Source organism: Rhizobium sp. SU303, assembly GCF_021052345.1.
GTDB classification, from domain to species: Bacteria; Pseudomonadota; Alphaproteobacteria; order Rhizobiales; family Rhizobiaceae; genus Rhizobium; species Rhizobium laguerreae.
The window spans coordinates 1506019-1522111 of the sequence record NZ_CP088095.1 but is presented as its reverse complement, the minus strand read 5'-3'; the positions used below and the strand labels follow the sequence as shown (position 1 = coordinate 1522111).

The window sequence follows — 16093 nt, the reverse complement described above, 5'->3', positions numbered from 1 at the left end:
GGAGCGGAGGATTTAAGCGGCGACAGCCTGCTCTTCGGCAGCGACGCGGGCCTTGTCGGCTGCGCCCTTGGCATAGGCATCGCGATCCACGAATTCGATCACAGCCATGGCGGCATTGTCGCCCTGGCGGAAGCCGGCCTTCATGATGCGCAGGTAGCCGCCGTTGCGGGTGGCGTAACGCGTTGCGATCGTGTCGAACAGCTTCGCGACGACAGCGGCATCGCGGATCTGCGAGATCGCCTGACGGCGAGCGTGCAGGTCGCCGCGCTTGCCGAGCGTGACGAGCTTCTCGACGATCGGACGGATTTCCTTGGCCTTCGGCAGGGTCGTGACGATCTGCTCGTGGGTAATCAGCGAAGCCGCCATGTTGGCGAACATCGCCTTGCGGTGGCTTGCAGTTCTATTCAGCTTGCGGCCGGCTTTACCATGGCGCATTGCTATTCTCCTTTAATGCAGGTGCCCTTACGCTAAGTGGGCCTGCCGTTTCCTGGCACATGCAGGCGATCGGCCTGCTGTTTGACGGGGAAAGGCAGCCGAAAGAGCCTGCCTTTTGTTTTTTCAGTATTGATCTTCGTAACGCTTGGCGAGATCTTCGATGTTCTCGGGCGGCCATGCCGGCACTTCCATGCCGAGGTGCAGGCCCATGGAAGCGAGAACTTCCTTGATTTCGTTCAGCGACTTGCGACCAAAATTCGGTGTGCGGAGCATTTCTGCTTCGGTCTTCTGAATGAGGTCGCCGATGTAGACGATGTTGTCGTTCTTCAGGCAGTTTGCCGAACGGACCGACAGTTCGAGTTCGTCCACCTTCTTCAGGAGAGCCGGGTTGAAAGCGAGTTCGGTGACTGCTTCCTCTTCGGTTTCCTTCTGCGGCTCGTCGAAGTTGACGAAGACGCCAAGCTGATCCTGGAGAATGCGCGCCGCAAAAGCGACGGCGTCTTCGCCGGTGATCGAGCCATCGGTTTCGATGGTCATGTTCAGCTTGTCGTAATCGAGAACCTGTCCTTCGCGGGTATTTTCAACCTTGTAGGACACCTTCTTGACCGGCGAATAGAGGCTGTCGACCGGGATGAGACCGATCGGAGCATCTTCCGCACGATTGCGTTCGGCCGGAACATAGCCCTTGCCGTTGTTGACGGTGAATTCCATGCGGATCTCGGCACCCTCGTCGAGCGTGCAGATGACATGCTCGGGGTTGAGGATTTCGATATCGCCGACCGTCTGAATGTCGCCAGCCGTGACAACGCCAGGGCCCTGCTTACGCACGACCATGCGCTTTGCATCGTCGCCATCCATCTTGATGGCGATTTCCTTGATGTTGAGCACGATATCCGTGACGTCTTCGCGGACGCCCGGAATCGAGGAGAATTCATGCAGCACGCCATCGATCTGCACCGCCGTGACGGCAGCACCGCGCAGCGAGGAGAGCAGAACGCGGCGAAGCGCGTTGCCGAGGGTGAGGCCGAAGCCGCGCTCCAGCGGCTCGGCAACAAGCGTCGCCCTGGTGCGCGAGCTCGAGGAGAACTCCACCTTGTTCGGCTTGATCAATTCCTGCCAGTTCTTCTGAATCATGAGTTTGCCTTCCGTTCGTTGCCACCATCCAATCGTGGCAACCGAGCTTGAAAACCACCGGGAGCGCGCAGGCGCTCACCGGTGACGAGAGCGATGATCAGACGCGGCGCTTCTTGCGCGGACGGCAGCCATTGTGCGGGATCGGGGTCACGTCGCGGATGGACGTGATCATGAAACCTGCAGCCTGGAGCGCGCGCAGAGCCGATTCACGACCCGAACCCGGACCGCAGACTTCGACTTCCAGCGACTTCATACCGTGCTCCTGGGCCTTCTTGGCGCAGTCTTCGGCAGCGATCTGGGCAGCGAACGGGGTCGACTTGCGCGAGCCCTTGAAGCCCTTGGCGCCAGCCGACGACCAAGCGATCGCATTGCCCTGCGCATCGGTGATGGTGATCATCGTGTTGTTGAAGGTCGAGTTGACGTGAGCGACACCCGACGAGATGTTCTTGCGCTCGCGACGGCGAACGCGGACGGCTTCCTTAGCCATGGTATTCCTTTCGTTGATCTCTTCACCGCCGTAATGCCAGCGGCTACACCGGAACGGCGCCTATATGGTCCCGCTCCAAACTCAAAAGAGGCCGGCGCAGCCGCCAGCCTCCCCACCCCGGTTTCCCGGAAATTACTTCTTCTTGCCAGCGATTGCCTTTGCCGGACCCTTGCGGGTGCGCGCATTGGTATGCGTGCGCTGACCGCGGACCGGAAGGCCGCGGCGATGACGCAGGCCGCGGTAGCAGCCGAGGTCCATCAGGCGCTTGATGTTCATCGCGGTATCGCGACGAAGATCGCCTTCGACCTGATAGTCGCGGTCGATGGCTTCGCGGATCTGAAGGACTTCTGCGTCCGTCAGCTGATGCACACGACGTTCAGCCGGGATACCGACCTTTTCGACGATTTCCTGTGCGAATTTAGAACCGATCCCGTGAATGTAGGTCAGCGCGATGACAACGCGCTTCGCAGTCGGGATGTTGACGCCAGCGATACGTGCCACGCCTATTCTCCTTGCATTCCAGTTGCCATCCGGCAAGTGGGCTTCGTTATGCGGTCTTGAGAACCGCCCGTTCAGATTTACGTCCGTAACATGTCAAAACGACCGCACCCGGACTTCCCTGGGAAATCCGCGCCGATCGCATGGAATGTCGCGAGTTGGCGCGGTGTTTAGCGGAATCACTGCTGAAAAGCAACCGTTCCGCCAAGTTTATTTTCAAAGCCTTAAAGCTTGGAAAGAATGCTTTCGACCTCGCCGGTCACCTGATCGATTTCTGCCATGCCGTCCACAGACTTGAGTTTGCCCTTGGCATGGTAATAGCCGATCAGCGGCGAGGTTTCCTTGTAGTAGACTTGCAGCCGAGCCGTCATGGTCTCCGGAGTGTCATCAGGACGGCGCTTGAAGTGCGTGGAACCGCACTTGTCGCACACGCCCTCGGCAGCCGGAACCTTATCGGTATCGTGATAGACGCTGCCGCACTGTGCACAGGAGTAGCGACCGGCAACGCGACGAACCAACTCGTCGTCATTGACACGGAATTCGATGACGACCGAAAGGTCGAGACCTTTTGCCTTCAGCATCGCCTCGGTGGCGTCCGCCTGGACGAGCGTCCTGGGGAAGCCGTCGAGGATGAAGCCGTTGGCACAATCGGGTTGATCGATACGCTCGGAAACGATGGCAATGACGATCTCATCCGAGACGAGCTTGCCGGCGTCCATGACCGCCTTCGCACGCTTGCCGACATCGGTGCCGGCGTTAACGGCTGCACGCAGCATGTCCCCCGTGGAAAGCTGCGGAATGCCGTGCTTTTCCACGATCCGCTGGGCCTGGGTTCCCTTACCCGCGCCCGGCGGCCCCAAAAGGATAAGTCTCATCGCCCCCTCTTTCCTCCACGCAACTTCGATTTCTTGATCAGGCCTTCGTATTGCTGCGCGATCAGGTGACCCTGGATCTGTGCAACCGTATCAAGAGTTACGCTAACCACGATCAAAAGCGAAGTCCCACCAAGGGCTAATGGAATGCCGGTTTGCGACACCAATATCTCCGGAAGGATGCAGACGAAGACGAGATAGAGCGCGCCGATCACCGTGATTCGGGTCAGCACATAGTCGATATATTCGGCGGTGCGGTCGCCCGGACGGATGCCGGGAATGAAGCCGCCATGCTTCTTCAGATTATCAGCCGTATCCTTCGGATTGAAAACGATGGCCGTATAGAAGAAGGCGAAGAAGGCGATCAGCGCCGCATAGAGCACCATATAGAGTGGCTGGCCATGACCGAGGGCCGCGACGATCGATGTCGCCCAGGAGGGCATTGCCGTGGTGCTGGCAAAGCCCGCAATCGTCGCCGGCAGAAGCAGCAGCGACGATGCGAAGATTGCCGGAATGACACCTGATGTGTTGAGTTTCAACGGCAGGTGGGACGTATCGCCCTGGAACATCCGGTTGCCGACCTGGCGCTTCGGATACTGGATCAGCAGTCGGCGCTGGGCGCGCTCGACGAAGACGATGATGGCAATGACGGCGATCGCGACGATGATCACGAGCAGGATCAGCGGGGTCGATAGCGCGCCGGTGCGGCCGAGTTCGAGCGTGCCGGCAAGAGCTGTGGGAAGGCCGGCGGCGATGCCGGCGAAGATGATCAGCGAGATGCCGTTGCCGATGCCGCGCGAGGTGATCTGCTCGCCGAGCCACATCAGGAACATCGTGCCGCCGAGCAGCGTCAGAACGGTGGAGACGCGGAAGAACCAGCCCGGATCGACGACCAAGCCCTGGCCGCTTTCAAGGCCGGCGGCAATGCCATAGGCCTGCAGCGCACCGAGGATAACGGTACCGTAGCGGGTATACTGGTTGATGATCTTACGGCCCTGCTCGCCTTCCTTCTTGAGGTTTTCGAGCGCCGGCACGACCGAAGTCATCAGCTGCACGATGATCGAGGCAGAGATATAGGGCATGATGCCGAGCGCGAAGATCGCCATGCGCTCAACGGCGCCGCCCGAAAACATGTTGAAAAGGCCGAGAATGCCGCCTGCCTGGCCGCGGAAAGCCTGGGCATAGGCTTCAGGATTGAGGCCTGGAAGCGGAATATGCGTGCCAAGTCGGTAGACGAGGAGAGCTGCCAGTGTGAACCACAAGCGCTTCTTCAAATCCTCGGCTTTGGCGAAGGTCGAAAAATTGAGGTTGGATGCCAATTGTTCCGCTGCAGAAGCCATGCGTTTCTCCGCGCTACCAATTCCGGCGTCTCTGGGGGACAGACCGGACCCGGAATCAGTATGAAATTATTCAAAACCGGGCTTAGGACGGATTGCAACGCAACCCCATGCCTCACCCTTGTTTTCGAGTCTTACCGGCATGACGCGGGCGCGCCAGCCAAGTTTTTGTGAGGCCCACATATGGGAGCAAAATCGCCCGGTGTGAAGCACCCCGGGCGATATATCATCAGATTATTATTCGGCTGCGGCCGGAGCCGAAAGCAGCGTCACGGTGCCGCCGGCCTTTTCGATCTTCTCGACGGCAGGCTTGGAGGCGCCTGCAACGACGATGGTGATCTTGGCCTTGATCTCGCCGTCGGCGAGAACGCGAACGCCGTCCTTGACGCGGCGGATGACACCAGCAGCCTTGAGGGCAGCTGCGTCAACGGTCGTCTTGGCATCGAGCTTACCGGCATCGATCGCCGTCTGGATACGGGCCAGCGACACGACAACAAAATCGGAAGAGAAAATGTTGTTGAAGCCGCGCTTCGGCAGGCGACGATAAATCGGCATCTGGCCGCCTTCGAAGCCATTGATGGCGACGCCGGAACGGGACTTCTGACCCTTCACGCCGCGACCACCAGTCTTGCCCGAGCCCGAGCCGATACCGCGGCCGAGGCGCTTGCGGCTGTGGGTCGAGCCTTCGTTGTCTTTAATTTCATTGAGTTTCATGAGCGTTTCCTCCGTCTCACTTCTCGTCGACGACGCGAACGAGATGCTGGACAGCACGGATCATGCCACGAACGGAAGGGGTATCCTCCAGCGTGCGGCGACGGTGCATCTTGTTCAGTCCGAGACCGATCAGCGTGCGCTGCTGGACATCCGGACGGCGAATCGGGCTGCCGATCTGTTCGATCGTGACAGTCTTCGCTTCAGCCTTCTTGGTAGCCTTGGCCATCTGTCAAACTCCTCTTATTCTTCAGAGGCGTTGCCGGAGGCGCTACGACGAGCCTGCAGCGTTGCATACTTGATGCCGCGCTGAGCTGCGATGTCCTTCGGGTGAACCTGGTGCTTCAGAGCGTCGAAGGTGGCGCGAACCATGTTGTAGGGGTTCGACGAACCGGTCGACTTGGCGACGACGTCGTGCATGCCGAGCGTCTCGAATACGGCGCGCATCGGGCCGCCGGCGATGATGCCGGTACCGACCTTGGCCGAGCGCAGCAGAACCTTGCCAGCGCCGTGGCGGCCATGAACGTCGTGATGGAGCGTACGGCCGTCACGCAGCGGTACGAAGATCAGTTCGCGCTTGGCGGCTTCGGTTGCCTTGCGGATGGCTTCCGGCACTTCACGTGCCTTGCCATGGCCGAAGCCGACGCGGCCCTTCTGATCGCCGACGACGACGAGTGCTGCGAAACCGAAACGACGGCCGCCCTTGACGACCTTGGCGACGCGGTTGATCGCGACAAGCTTGTCGACGAATTCGCTATCGCGCTCTTCACGGCTCTGGCGGTCGTCCCGCTGCGGCCTTCTTTCCTGTGCCATTGTCCTCTTCCTTTTTCTTTTCCGGGTGCAATCGGCAAACAAATGTGGACCGCATCAGCCTCCCCTTTCGGAGAGTGCCTGCGGTCCGGCGAAAATCCGGCCGGCGCTTTAGGCGTCCGGCCGGAAACTGATCAGAAGGTGAGACCGCCTTCGCGGGCCGCTTCGGCGAGAGCCTTGATGCGGCCGTGATAGATGAAGGCGCCACGGTCGAACACGACTTCCGTAACACCGGCCTTGGAGGCGCGCTCTGCGAGGAGCTTGCCCACAACGGTAGCGGCGGCGGTATCGGCACCGGTCTTCAGAGAACCGCGCAGATCCTTCTCGAGGGTGGAGGCAGACGCAAGCGTCTTGCCGGCCACATCATCGATGACCTGGGCGTAGATGTTCTTCGAGGAGCGATGAACCGACAGGCGCGGACGGCCATTGGCCACCGACTTGAGATGACGGCGCACGCGGTTGGCACGACGTGCAAGTGCTTCTTTCCTGCTAGCCATTTCGCGTGATCCTTACTTCTTCTTGCCTTCTTTGCGGACGATCCGCTCGTCAGCGTACTTGACGCCCTTGCCCTTGTAGGGCTCGGGACCGCGATATTCGCGGATTTCGGCGGCAACCTGACCGACCTGCTGCTTGTTGATGCCGCTGACGACGATTTCCGTCGGCTTCGGAACAACGATCGAGATACCGACCGGCGGCTCGTAGATCACGTCGTGGCTGAAACCGAGAGCCAACTGCAGGTTCTTGCCCTGCATGGCGGCGCGGTAACCGACGCCGTTGATTTCAAGCTTGCGCTCAAAACCGTCCTTGACGCCCTTGAAGATGCCTTCGATCATCGTGCGGGACATGCCCCACTTTGCGCGCGCATCCTTGGTCTGATTCACCGGCGTCACGACGACGGCGTTATTTTCAAGCTTGAGGCTGATTTCGTCGTTAGCAACGAAAAACAGCTCGCCCTTCGGGCCCTTTGCAGTCACCTTCTGGCCATCGACCGTAGCCGTGATCCCAGCAGGCACCTGAACGGGCTTCTTACCGATACGAGACATGTTTCAATCCTGTCTGTTCGCTATGGAGATCCCTGCCCGATCTTAGAAGACCGAGCAAAGAACCTCGCCACCAACGTTCTGTTCGCGAGCCTGGTGATCGGCCATCACACCCTTCGGGGTCGAAAGGATGGTGATGCCGAGACCGTTCGCGACCTGCGGAATGGACTTGACCGAGACATAAACCCGGCGGCCCGGCTTGGACACACGGCCGATCTCACGGATCACCGATGCGCCTTCATAATATTTCAGCTCGATGCTGAGTTCCGACTTGCCATTGCCGAAATCGACAACGGAATAGCCACGGATGTAGCCTTCGGACTGCAGAACATCGAGAACACGTGCACGGAGCTTCGAAGCAGGCGTCGAGACCGACGACTTGCGGCGGGAAGCGCCGTTACGGATGCGAGTGAGCATATCGCCCAACGGATCAGTCATTGTCATGTAACCTGCTCCTTACCAGCTCGACTTGACGATACCCGGCACCTTGCCGAGATTGCCGAGTTCACGCAGCGCAATACGCGACATGCGCAGTTTGCGGTAATATGCGCGCGGACGCCCCGAAACTTCGCAACGGTTGCGAATACGGGTCTTCGATCCATCACGCGGCAGGGATGCCAGCTTGATCGAGGCCTTGAACCGCTCTTCGATCGGAAGAGCCTGGTTCATGATGATCGCCTTCAACCCAGCCCGCTTAGCGGCCTGGTTAGCGACCGTAGTACGGCGGCGCTTGTTCTTTTCAACTGCGCTTGTCTTCGCCATGTCGGGTTCCTTTTCTACGCTCGTCGTTACGGTTATTGACGGAACGGGAAGCTGAACTCTTTCAGAAGAGCCCGTGCTTCGTCGTCGGTCGTCGCCGTCGTGCAAACGATGATGTCCATGCCCCACATCTGATCAACCTTGTCGTAGTTGATCTCAGGGAACACAATGTGCTCCTTGATGCCCATGGCGAAGTTGCCACGGCCGTCAAAGCTTTTCGGGTTCAGGCCGCGGAAGTCGCGAACGCGCGGGAGCGCGATGTTCACGAGACGGTCCAAGAACTCGTACATGCGGGCGCCGCGCAGGGTGACCTTCGCGCCGATCGGCATCTGTTCGCGGACCTTGAAGCCTGCGATAGAGTTACGTGCGCGGGTGATGACCGGCTTCTGGCCGGCAATCGCTGCGAGGTCGGCGGCAGCTACCGTCGGCTTCTTCGAGTCAGCGGTCGCTTCGCCGACACCCATGTTGATCACGATCTTGTCGAGCTTCGGAATCATCATCTCGTTGGCGTAGGAGAACTGCTCCTGCAACGCCTTGCGGATGCGCTCGACATATTCCTTCTTGAGCCGCGGCTCATATTTTGCCTCAGCCATCGATCACTTCTCCAGAACGCTTGGCCACACGGACCTTCTTGCCGTCAACAACCTTGAAACCGACGCGGGTCGGCTTGCCGTCCTTGTCGATGATTGCAACGTTGGACAGGTGAACCGGGGCTTCCTTGTTGATGATGCCGGCTTCCTGGGTCTGCGTCTGGCGCTGGTGGCGCTTGACGACGTTGACGCCACGAACAACGGCACGATCTTCCTTCGGCATGACCTGGACAACTTCGCCGGTACGGCCCTTGTCCTTGCCAGCGAGCATGACGACCTTGTCGCCCTTACGAATCTTCTGCATCGCTTCGCTCCTTACAGTACTTCGGGAGCCAGCGAGATGATCTTCATGTGGTTCTTGGCGCGAAGTTCGCGCGGAACCGGTCCGAAGATACGGGTGCCGATCGGCTCTTTCTTGTTGTCGATGAGGACTGCTGCGTTGGTGTCGAAGCGGATGACGGAGCCATCTGCACGACGGATGTCCTTGGCGGTGCGAACGACAACCGCCTTCATCACGTCACCCTTCTTCACGCGGCCGCGCGGGATCGCTTCCTTGATCGAAACGACGATGACGTCGCCGATCGAGGCATACTTGCGCTTCGAGCCGCCCAGCACCTTGATGCACATGACACGACGTGCGCCGGAATTATCCGCGACGTCGAGGTTTGTTTGCATCTGAATCATATCAGGTCGCCTTCTTGGTTTACCGGAATGGTTGGGCTAGCCCCCTACTCCGGCTTATGAAAATTTTCGCCGGCCGAGCTGCCATGACGGCAGCACAGACGCGGCAATAGCTGAATAGCGCGGGATCGATCGTGCCAGGGTGGTTTCCCGAACGGGACCTTCCGTGCGCTCAAAGCAAAAGAACGCCCGGCATTCGAGCGTTCTGACGCTGCTTCATACAGATATTTCGGCGAGACGCAAGGCCTCGCGCAAAATTCTGTTACTTGCCCTGGGCGGAAATCACCGTCCAGCGCTTGTCCTTGGAGATCGGCGCGCATTCCTCGATGGATACGGTATCGCCAATCTTGTACTGGTTGTTCTCGTCGTGGGCCTTGTACTTCTTGGAACGACGAACGGTCTTCTGGAGCAGCGGGTGAGCGAAACGACGCTCGACACGAACCACTACCGTCTTCTCGTTCTTGTCGCCAACGACGACGCCCTGCAGGATGCGCTTCGGCATATTTTTCTTCCTTTAGGCCTTAACTTCTGCCGCCTTCTGGCGGGCAATGGTTTTCACGCGGGCGATGTCCTTGCGGACTTCGTTGATGCGCGAGGATTTTTCGAGCTGGCCGGTCGCCTTCTGGAAGCGCAGGTTGAACTGCTCCTTCTTCAGCTTGGCAAGCTCGTCCTTGAGTTGGTCGGCGGTGAACGCGCGAACGTCTGAGGCTTTCATGAGCTCAATCCCTTACTCTGCAATGCGCTGAACGAAGCGCGTCTTGACCGAGAGCTTGGCAGAGCCGAGGCGAAGCGCCTCACGGGCGATTTCTTCGCTGACACCGTCGATCTCGAACATCATACGGCCGGGCTTGACCTTGCATGCCCAGTATTCAACGGAGCCCTTACCCTTACCCATACGGACTTCGGTCGGCTTTTTGGTTACCGGAACGTCCGGGAACACGCGGATCCATACACGGCCGGCGCGCTTCATATAGCGCGTGATCGCACGGCGGGCCGCTTCGATCTCGCGCGCGTTGACGCGGTTGGGTTCCTGTGCCTTCAGGCCGAATTCGCCGAATGCCAGGTCAGAACCGCCCTTGGCGACGCCCTTGATGCGGCCCTTGAACTGCTTGCGGTACTTGGTACGCTTTGGCTGCAACATTTTCTTATTCTCCGAACTTCTCTGCCACGCGCGCTATCAAGCGTTGTCGCGGCGACGGTCTCTGTCGCGGTCACGATCACGGCTTGCCGGACCCTGGGCGTCACCTTCCATCGCGCGGCGCTCGGAAGCCATCGGATCATGCTCAAGGATTTCGCCCTTGAAGATCCAGACCTTGATGCCGCAGATGCCGAACGCGGTTTCTGCTTCAGCCGTGCCGTAGTCGATGTCGGCGCGCAGCGTGTGCAACGGCACACGACCTTCGCGGTACCATTCCGTACGGGCGATTTCAGCGCCGCCGAGACGGCCAGCGCAGGTGATCTTGATGCCTTCGGCGCCAAGACGCATCGCGGACTGAACGGCGCGCTTCATGGCGCGACGGAAAGCCACACGACGCTCGAGCTGCTGGGCGATCGACTGAGCGACCAGCGTCGCATCGACTTCGGGCTTGCGCACTTCGACGATGTTGAGGTGCGTTTCCGAATTGGTCATCTCCGACAGCTTCTTGCGGAGCTTGTCAATGTCAGCGCCCTTGCGGCCGATGATCAGGCCCGGACGTGCCGAGTGGATCGTGACGCGGCACTTCTTGTGCGGACGCTCGATGACCACCTTGGAGATCCCGGCCTGCTTCAGTTCGCTCATGACGAACTTGCGCATCTTCAGGTCTTCGTGCAGCAGCTGACCGTACTCGGCATTGTCCGCAAACCAGCGGCTATCCCAGGTACGGTTGATTCCGAGACGGAAACCGATTGGATTGATTTTCTGACCCATTATGCGGCCTCCTCTGCTGCCTGCACTTCACGAACGACGATCGTCAGGTGCGCGAAGGGCTTTTCGATGCGCGACGCGCGACCGCGGCCACGAGCGTGGAAACGCTTCATGACGATCGACTTGCCGACATAGGCCTCGGCGACGACCAGCGAGTCGACGTCGAGATCGTGGTTGTTCTCGGCGTTGGCGATCGCAGATTCAAGCGTCTTCTTGACGGCGCCTGCGATGCGCTTGCGGGAGAACTCCAGCTCAGCGAGTGCGCGCTCGACCTTCTTGCCACGGATAGCCGCAGCAACCAGGTTGAGCTTCTGGGGGCTGACGCGGAGCGTGCGGGCGACTGCTTGCGCCTCGTTGTCCTTCAGCCGGCGTTCGGCTTTTGCCTTGCCCATTGTTACTTCCTCTTCGCCTTCTTGTCCGCGCCGTGACCGTAGTAGGTGCGGGTCGGAGAGAATTCACCGAATTTGTGGCCGACCATGTCTTCATTGACGCTGACCGGGATATGCTTGCTGCCGTTGTAGACGCCGAAGGTGAGACCGACGAACTGCGGCAGGATCGTGGAGCGACGGCTCCAGATCTTGATCACTTCACTACGACCGCCTTCACGAACCTTCTCAGCCTTCTTGAGAAGATAGCCGTCAACGAACGGACCTTTCCATACTGAACGAGCCATTGGAGACTTCCTCTCTTACTTCTTACGCTGATGACGCGAGCGCATGATCATCTTGTCGGTCGACTTGTTCGACCGGGTGCGCTTGCCCTTGGTCGGCTTGCCCCACGGTGTCACCGGATGGCGACCACCGGAGGTGCGGCCTTCACCACCGCCGTGCGGATGGTCGACCGGGTTCATGACGACACCGCGGTTATGCGGACGCTTGCCGCGCCAAACGGTACGACCGGCCTTGCCGTCGTTGATGTTGGCGTGATCAGGGTTGGAGACCGCGCCGATCGAAGCAAGGCAGGAGCCATGAACGAGACGCTGTTCACCGGAGTTCAGGCGAAGGATCGCCATGCCCTGGTCGCGGCCGACGAGCTGTGCGTAGCCACCGGCGGAACGAGCGATCTGACCACCCTTGCCCGGCTTCATTTCCACATTGTGGATGATGGAGCCGACCGGGATGAACTGCAGCGGCATGGTGTTGCCGGGCTTGACGTCGACAGCCTTCTCGGAAGCGATAACCTTGTCACCGGCAGCGAGGCGCTGAGGAGCGAGGATATAAGCCTTTTCGCCGTCGGCATAGTTCACCAGCGCGATGAAAGCCGTGCGGTTCGGATCGTATTCGATACGCTCGACCGTGCCTTCGACGTCGAACTTGCGACGCTTGAAGTCGATCAGACGATAGGTGCGCTTGTGACCACCGCCGATGAAGCGGGCAGTGATGCGACCGAGGTTGTTACGACCGCCGCTCTTGGTCAGACCTTCCGTCAGCGCCTTGACCGGCTTGCCCTTGTAGAGGGCCGAGCGGTCGACGATGACCAGCTGGCGCTGGCTCGGGGTGATCGGATTGAAAGTTTTCAATGCCATTTTCTTATACCTCAGAGACCGGTGGAGACGTCGATCGTCTGGCCTTCAGCCAGCGTCACAACAGCCTTCTTCACGTCCTTCTGCTTGCCGACGAAACCGCGGAACCGCTTGGTCTTGCCCTTGCGCAGCAGAGTGTTGACAGCCGTGACCTTGACGCCGAACAGCGCCTCGACCGCAGCCTTGATTTCCGGCTTCGTCGCCTGCTTGGCGACATTGAAAACAACCTGGTTGTTTTCGGATACCAGCGTGGACTTTTCGGTGATCGCCGGAGAGACGATCACATCGTAGTGGCGAAGATCGGTCACTTGAATCGCTCCTCTAGCGCTTCAACCGCAGCCTTGGAAAGCACGAGCTTGCCGCGGCGCACGATGTCGTAAACGTTGATGCCCTGGATCGGCAGAACATCGATGTTGGGGATGTTCTGAGCTGCGAGCTTGAAGTTGCCATCAAGCTCCGCGCCGCCGATGAAGAGGGCGTTGGTCAGGCCGAGCGTCTCGAAAACGGACGCGAGCGACTTGGTCTTGGCTTCAGCGGCAACCAGGTTGTCGATGACGATGACGTCATCGGCCTTGATCTTGGCCGAAAGGGCGTGGCGAAGGCCGAGTGCGCGAACCTTCTTCGGAAGATCGTGCTCGTGGCTGCGGACAACCGGGCCGTGAGCCTTGCCGCCGCCGCGGAACTGCGGAGCGCGAGCCGAATGGTGGCGGGCGCGGCCCGTACCCTTCTGCTTGTACATCTTGGCGCCGGTGCGCGAAACTTCCGCGCGGCCCTTAGCCTTGTGCGTGCCCTGCTGCTTCTTGGCAAGCTGCCAGCGGATGACGCGGGCGAGAATGTCTTCGCGGGGCTCGAGGCCGAAAATCGCGTCCGAAAGGGAAACCTTCCCGGCGTCTTTTCCCTCGAGGGTCTTGACGTTGAATTCCATTGATCTGGCTCCCTTACTTCGCGGCCGACTTGACGGCGTCGCGCACGATGATCCAAGCACCCTTGGAACCAGGAACAGCACCCTTGATCAGGATCAGACCACGATCTTCGTCGGTCGAAACCACTTCCAGGTTCTGCGTCGTGACGCGCGTCTGGCCCATGTGACCAGCCATCTTCTTGTTCTTGAAAACCTTGCCCGGATCCTGGCGCGAGCCGGTCGAACCGTGCGAACGGTGCGACACCGACACACCGTGCGTGGCACGCAGACCGCCGAAACCGTGGCGCTTCATGGCGCCGGCAAAACCCTTACCGATCGTCGTGCCCGTCACGTCGACGAGCTGACCGGCTGCAAAGTGACCCGCCTTGATCTCAGTGCCGACCTCGAGCAGTTGATCTTCCGACACGCGGAATTCCGTCAGCTTGGCCTTCGGCTCGACGTTGGCAATGGCAAAGTTGCCGCGCATCGCCTTCGACGTGTTCTTCACCTTCGCCTGGCCGGCACCGAGCTGAACTGCGGTATAGCCATTCTTTTCGACAGTGCGCGTAGCGACGACCTGGCAGCCTTCCATACGCAGTACCGTTACCGGGACATGCTCGCCGGCGTCGTTATAGACGCGGGTCATTCCCACCTTCTGTGCAATCACACCTGAACGCATCGGTTCAATCCTTCTCACTCAGCCCGAAGACCCGAGGTCTCAGAGCTTGATCTCAACATCGACACCGGCGGCGAGATCGAGCTTCATCAGCGCGTCTACCGTCTGCGGGGTCGGGTCAACGATATCGAGAAGGCGCTTATGCGTGCGCATCTCGAACTGTTCGCGGCTCTTCTTGTCGATGTGCGGGGACCGGTTAACCGTAAACTTCTCGATGCGGGTCGGAAGCGGAACGGGGCCCCGGACGCTTGCACCGGTGCGCTTAGCCGTCGATACGATCTCACGCGTTGAGGCGTCGAGAATCCGGTGATCGAACGCCTTCAGGCGGATGCGGATATTCTGGCCGTTCATTCGACTTTATCCTTGTGTCTGTTATCCGCGTGTCACCGCTTAGGGACACGACTTACCTTCAGTTACGTTAGCGGGCCACCGGTTTCAAAGATCGAGAGGGACACCGAGATCGGCGTCCCTATCCTTTCCTTGGGCCAGGTGGCCCAGCCGCTAATTACTCGACGATCGACGCGACGATGCCGGCGCCGACGGTGCGGCCGCCTTCGCGGATCGCGAAGCGCAGCTTTTCTTCCATCGCGATCGGAACGATCAGCTCGACCGATACCGTGACGTTGTCGCCCGGCATGACCATCTCCGTACCTTCCGGCAGCGTCACAATGCCCGTCACGTCGGTCGTGCGGAAGTAGAACTGCGGACGGTAGTTGGTGAAGAACGGCGTATGACGGCCACCCTCTTCCTTCGTCAGGATGTAGGCTTCAGCCATGAACTTCTTGTGCGGCTTGACCGAACCCGGCTTGCACAGAATCTGGCCACGCTCGACGCCATCACGGGTAACGCCGCGGATCAGCGCGCCGATGTTGTCGCCAGCCTGGCCCTGATCGAGCAGCTTGCGGAACATTTCAACGCCGGTCACCGTCGTCTTCGTCGTCGGGCGGATGCCGACGATCTCGACTTCTTCGCCAACCTTGACAATGCCACGCTCGACGCGGCCGGTCACAACCGTGCCGCGGCCAGAGATCGAGAACACGTCTTCGATCGGCAGCAAGAACGGCAGGTTGATCGGACGCTCAGGCGTCGGGATGTAGGCGTCGACAGCGGCCATCAGTTCGCGGATCGAATCCTCGCCGATCTTCTTGTCCGAATCTTCGAGAGCAGCAAGTGCTGAACCCTTGACGATCGGGATATCGTCGCCCGGGAAGTCGTAGGACGACAGCAGTTCGCGCACTTCGAGCTCGACCAGTTCGAGAAGCTCGGCGTCGTCAACCTGGTCAACCTTGTTCAGGAACACCACGATTGCCGGAACGCCAACCTGGCGGGCCAGCAGGATGTGTTCGCGCGTCTGCGGCATCGGGCCGTCAGCAGCCGAGCACACCAGGATCGCGCCGTCCATCTGGGCAGCACCGGTGATCATGTTCTTGACGTAGTCGGCGTGGCCGGGGCAGTCGACGTGGGCGTAGTGGCGGGCCGGCGTCTCGTACTCAACGTGGGCCGTCGAAATCGTGATGCCACGCGCCTTTTCTTCCGGAGCCGCGTCGATCTGGTCGTACGCCTTGTACTCACCGAAGTACTTCGTGATCGCTGCCGTCAGAGACGTCTTACCGTGGTCAACGTGGCCAATCGTGCCAATGTTGACGTGCGGCTTGTTGCGCTCAAACTTACTCTTTCCCATTTTCGGGTCTCCGTTTTGCTAGTCCCCGAAGGGATCTAATTCTTGTTATCGGT

General features: G+C 59.8%; 28 protein-coding genes. All 28 read right to left on the bottom strand.

Annotated features, from left to right (window positions below):
- Positions 1–12: 12 nt before the first annotated feature.
- Positions 13–435 (bottom strand): 50S ribosomal protein L17, encoded by a 423-nt coding sequence (gene rplQ / locus RlegSU303_RS07600; RefSeq protein WP_003547581.1) that lies wholly within the window; start codon positions 433–435, stop codon positions 13–15.
- A 123-nt stretch (positions 436–558) separates the two neighbouring features.
- Complete coding sequence (locus tag RlegSU303_RS07595; protein WP_003547579.1) at positions 559–1569, bottom strand: DNA-directed RNA polymerase subunit alpha; 1011 nt, start codon at positions 1567–1569, stop codon at positions 559–561.
- 97 nt (positions 1570–1666) lie between these two features.
- Positions 1667–2056, bottom strand: a complete 390-nt coding sequence (gene rpsK, locus RlegSU303_RS07590; RefSeq protein ID WP_003547577.1) for a 30S ribosomal protein S11 — start codon at positions 2054–2056, stop codon at positions 1667–1669.
- A gap of 132 nt (positions 2057–2188) precedes the next feature.
- Positions 2189–2557, bottom strand: a complete 369-nt coding sequence (gene rpsM, locus RlegSU303_RS07585) for a 30S ribosomal protein S13 (RefSeq protein WP_003547573.1) — start codon at positions 2555–2557, stop codon at positions 2189–2191.
- A gap of 221 nt (positions 2558–2778) precedes the next feature.
- Positions 2779–3429, bottom strand: coding sequence for an adenylate kinase (locus tag RlegSU303_RS07580; protein ID WP_168280425.1), 651 nt, complete (start codon positions 3427–3429; stop codon positions 2779–2781).
- Entirely contained in the window at positions 3426–4766 is a 1341-nt protein-coding gene (secY, locus tag RlegSU303_RS07575) for a preprotein translocase subunit SecY (RefSeq protein WP_003547569.1), read from the bottom strand. The genes RlegSU303_RS07580 and secY overlap by 4 nt, the downstream gene beginning before the upstream one ends.
- Before the next feature lie 234 nt (positions 4767–5000).
- Entirely contained in the window at positions 5001–5477 is a 477-nt protein-coding gene (gene rplO / locus RlegSU303_RS07570) for a 50S ribosomal protein L15 (RefSeq protein WP_131624291.1), read from the bottom strand.
- 16 nt (positions 5478–5493) lie between these two features.
- Positions 5494–5703 (bottom strand): 50S ribosomal protein L30, encoded by a 210-nt coding sequence (gene rpmD, locus RlegSU303_RS07565; RefSeq protein ID WP_003547566.1) that lies wholly within the window; start codon positions 5701–5703, stop codon positions 5494–5496.
- Positions 5704–5717: 14 nt separating this feature from the next.
- Complete coding sequence (gene rpsE / locus RlegSU303_RS07560) at positions 5718–6287, bottom strand: 30S ribosomal protein S5 (protein ID WP_003547565.1); 570 nt, start codon at positions 6285–6287, stop codon at positions 5718–5720.
- A 131-nt stretch (positions 6288–6418) separates the two neighbouring features.
- Positions 6419–6781 carry a 50S ribosomal protein L18 gene (gene rplR, locus RlegSU303_RS07555; protein WP_003547564.1) on the bottom strand — a complete coding sequence of 121 codons (363 nt, stop codon included), beginning with the start codon at positions 6779–6781 and terminating at the stop codon, positions 6419–6421.
- Positions 6782–6793: 12 nt separating this feature from the next.
- Positions 6794–7327 carry a 50S ribosomal protein L6 gene (gene rplF / locus RlegSU303_RS07550; protein ID WP_017963907.1) on the bottom strand — a complete coding sequence of 178 codons (534 nt, stop codon included), beginning with the start codon at positions 7325–7327 and terminating at the stop codon, positions 6794–6796.
- Between the two features lie 42 nt (positions 7328–7369).
- Positions 7370–7768: a 30S ribosomal protein S8 gene (rpsH, locus tag RlegSU303_RS07545; protein ID WP_003547562.1), complete on the bottom strand. Its 399-nt coding sequence runs from the start codon at positions 7766–7768 to the stop codon at positions 7370–7372.
- A gap of 12 nt (positions 7769–7780) precedes the next feature.
- Positions 7781–8086 carry a 30S ribosomal protein S14 gene (gene rpsN / locus RlegSU303_RS07540; protein ID WP_003547561.1) on the bottom strand — a complete coding sequence of 102 codons (306 nt, stop codon included), beginning with the start codon at positions 8084–8086 and terminating at the stop codon, positions 7781–7783.
- Between the two features lie 32 nt (positions 8087–8118).
- Entirely contained in the window at positions 8119–8676 is a 558-nt protein-coding gene (gene rplE / locus RlegSU303_RS07535; RefSeq protein WP_027668957.1) for a 50S ribosomal protein L5, read from the bottom strand.
- On the bottom strand, positions 8669–8977 hold the full coding sequence (gene rplX / locus RlegSU303_RS07530; protein ID WP_003547559.1) for a 50S ribosomal protein L24: 309 nt from the start codon (positions 8975–8977) through the stop codon (positions 8669–8671). Before rplX ends, rplE begins: the two co-directional genes overlap by 8 nt.
- Before the next feature lie 11 nt (positions 8978–8988).
- The gene (rplN, locus tag RlegSU303_RS07525; protein ID WP_003547558.1) at positions 8989–9357 is read right to left on the bottom strand and encodes a 50S ribosomal protein L14; all 369 of its coding nucleotides are present in this window, start codon (positions 9355–9357) and stop codon (positions 8989–8991) included.
- A 259-nt stretch (positions 9358–9616) separates the two neighbouring features.
- Positions 9617–9856 (bottom strand): 30S ribosomal protein S17, encoded by a 240-nt coding sequence (gene rpsQ, locus RlegSU303_RS07520; protein WP_003547557.1) that lies wholly within the window; start codon positions 9854–9856, stop codon positions 9617–9619.
- Between the two features lie 12 nt (positions 9857–9868).
- The gene (rpmC, locus tag RlegSU303_RS07515) at positions 9869–10069 is read right to left on the bottom strand and encodes a 50S ribosomal protein L29 (RefSeq protein WP_003558545.1); all 201 of its coding nucleotides are present in this window, start codon (positions 10067–10069) and stop codon (positions 9869–9871) included.
- Between the two features lie 12 nt (positions 10070–10081).
- On the bottom strand, positions 10082–10495 hold the full coding sequence (gene rplP / locus RlegSU303_RS07510; protein WP_003547555.1) for a 50S ribosomal protein L16: 414 nt from the start codon (positions 10493–10495) through the stop codon (positions 10082–10084).
- A 36-nt stretch (positions 10496–10531) separates the two neighbouring features.
- Positions 10532–11263: a 30S ribosomal protein S3 gene (gene rpsC / locus RlegSU303_RS07505; RefSeq protein ID WP_003547554.1), complete on the bottom strand. Its 732-nt coding sequence runs from the start codon at positions 11261–11263 to the stop codon at positions 10532–10534.
- A complete protein-coding gene (gene rplV, locus RlegSU303_RS07500) occupies positions 11263–11652 on the bottom strand; it encodes a 50S ribosomal protein L22 (RefSeq protein WP_003547553.1) in 390 nt (129 codons plus the stop codon). The genes rpsC and rplV overlap by 1 nt, the downstream gene beginning before the upstream one ends.
- A 2-nt stretch (positions 11653–11654) precedes the next feature.
- Positions 11655–11933 (bottom strand): 30S ribosomal protein S19, encoded by a 279-nt coding sequence (gene rpsS / locus RlegSU303_RS07495; protein ID WP_003547552.1) that lies wholly within the window; start codon positions 11931–11933, stop codon positions 11655–11657.
- Between the two features lie 15 nt (positions 11934–11948).
- A complete protein-coding gene (rplB, locus tag RlegSU303_RS07490) occupies positions 11949–12785 on the bottom strand; it encodes a 50S ribosomal protein L2 (protein WP_003547551.1) in 837 nt (278 codons plus the stop codon).
- A gap of 11 nt (positions 12786–12796) precedes the next feature.
- Positions 12797–13090, bottom strand: a complete 294-nt coding sequence (locus tag RlegSU303_RS07485; protein ID WP_003547550.1) for a 50S ribosomal protein L23 — start codon at positions 13088–13090, stop codon at positions 12797–12799.
- On the bottom strand, positions 13087–13707 hold the full coding sequence (rplD, locus tag RlegSU303_RS07480; protein WP_003547549.1) for a 50S ribosomal protein L4: 621 nt from the start codon (positions 13705–13707) through the stop codon (positions 13087–13089). The genes RlegSU303_RS07485 and rplD overlap by 4 nt, the downstream gene beginning before the upstream one ends.
- Positions 13708–13720: 13 nt before the next feature.
- Complete coding sequence (gene rplC, locus RlegSU303_RS07475; protein WP_003547548.1) at positions 13721–14362, bottom strand: 50S ribosomal protein L3; 642 nt, start codon at positions 14360–14362, stop codon at positions 13721–13723.
- A 39-nt stretch (positions 14363–14401) separates the two neighbouring features.
- A complete protein-coding gene (rpsJ, locus tag RlegSU303_RS07470) occupies positions 14402–14710 on the bottom strand; it encodes a 30S ribosomal protein S10 (RefSeq protein ID WP_003547547.1) in 309 nt (102 codons plus the stop codon).
- A 154-nt stretch (positions 14711–14864) separates the two neighbouring features.
- Entirely contained in the window at positions 14865–16040 is a 1176-nt protein-coding gene (tuf, locus tag RlegSU303_RS07465; protein WP_012757012.1) for an elongation factor Tu, read from the bottom strand.
- Between the last annotated feature and the right edge of the window lie 53 nt (positions 16041–16093).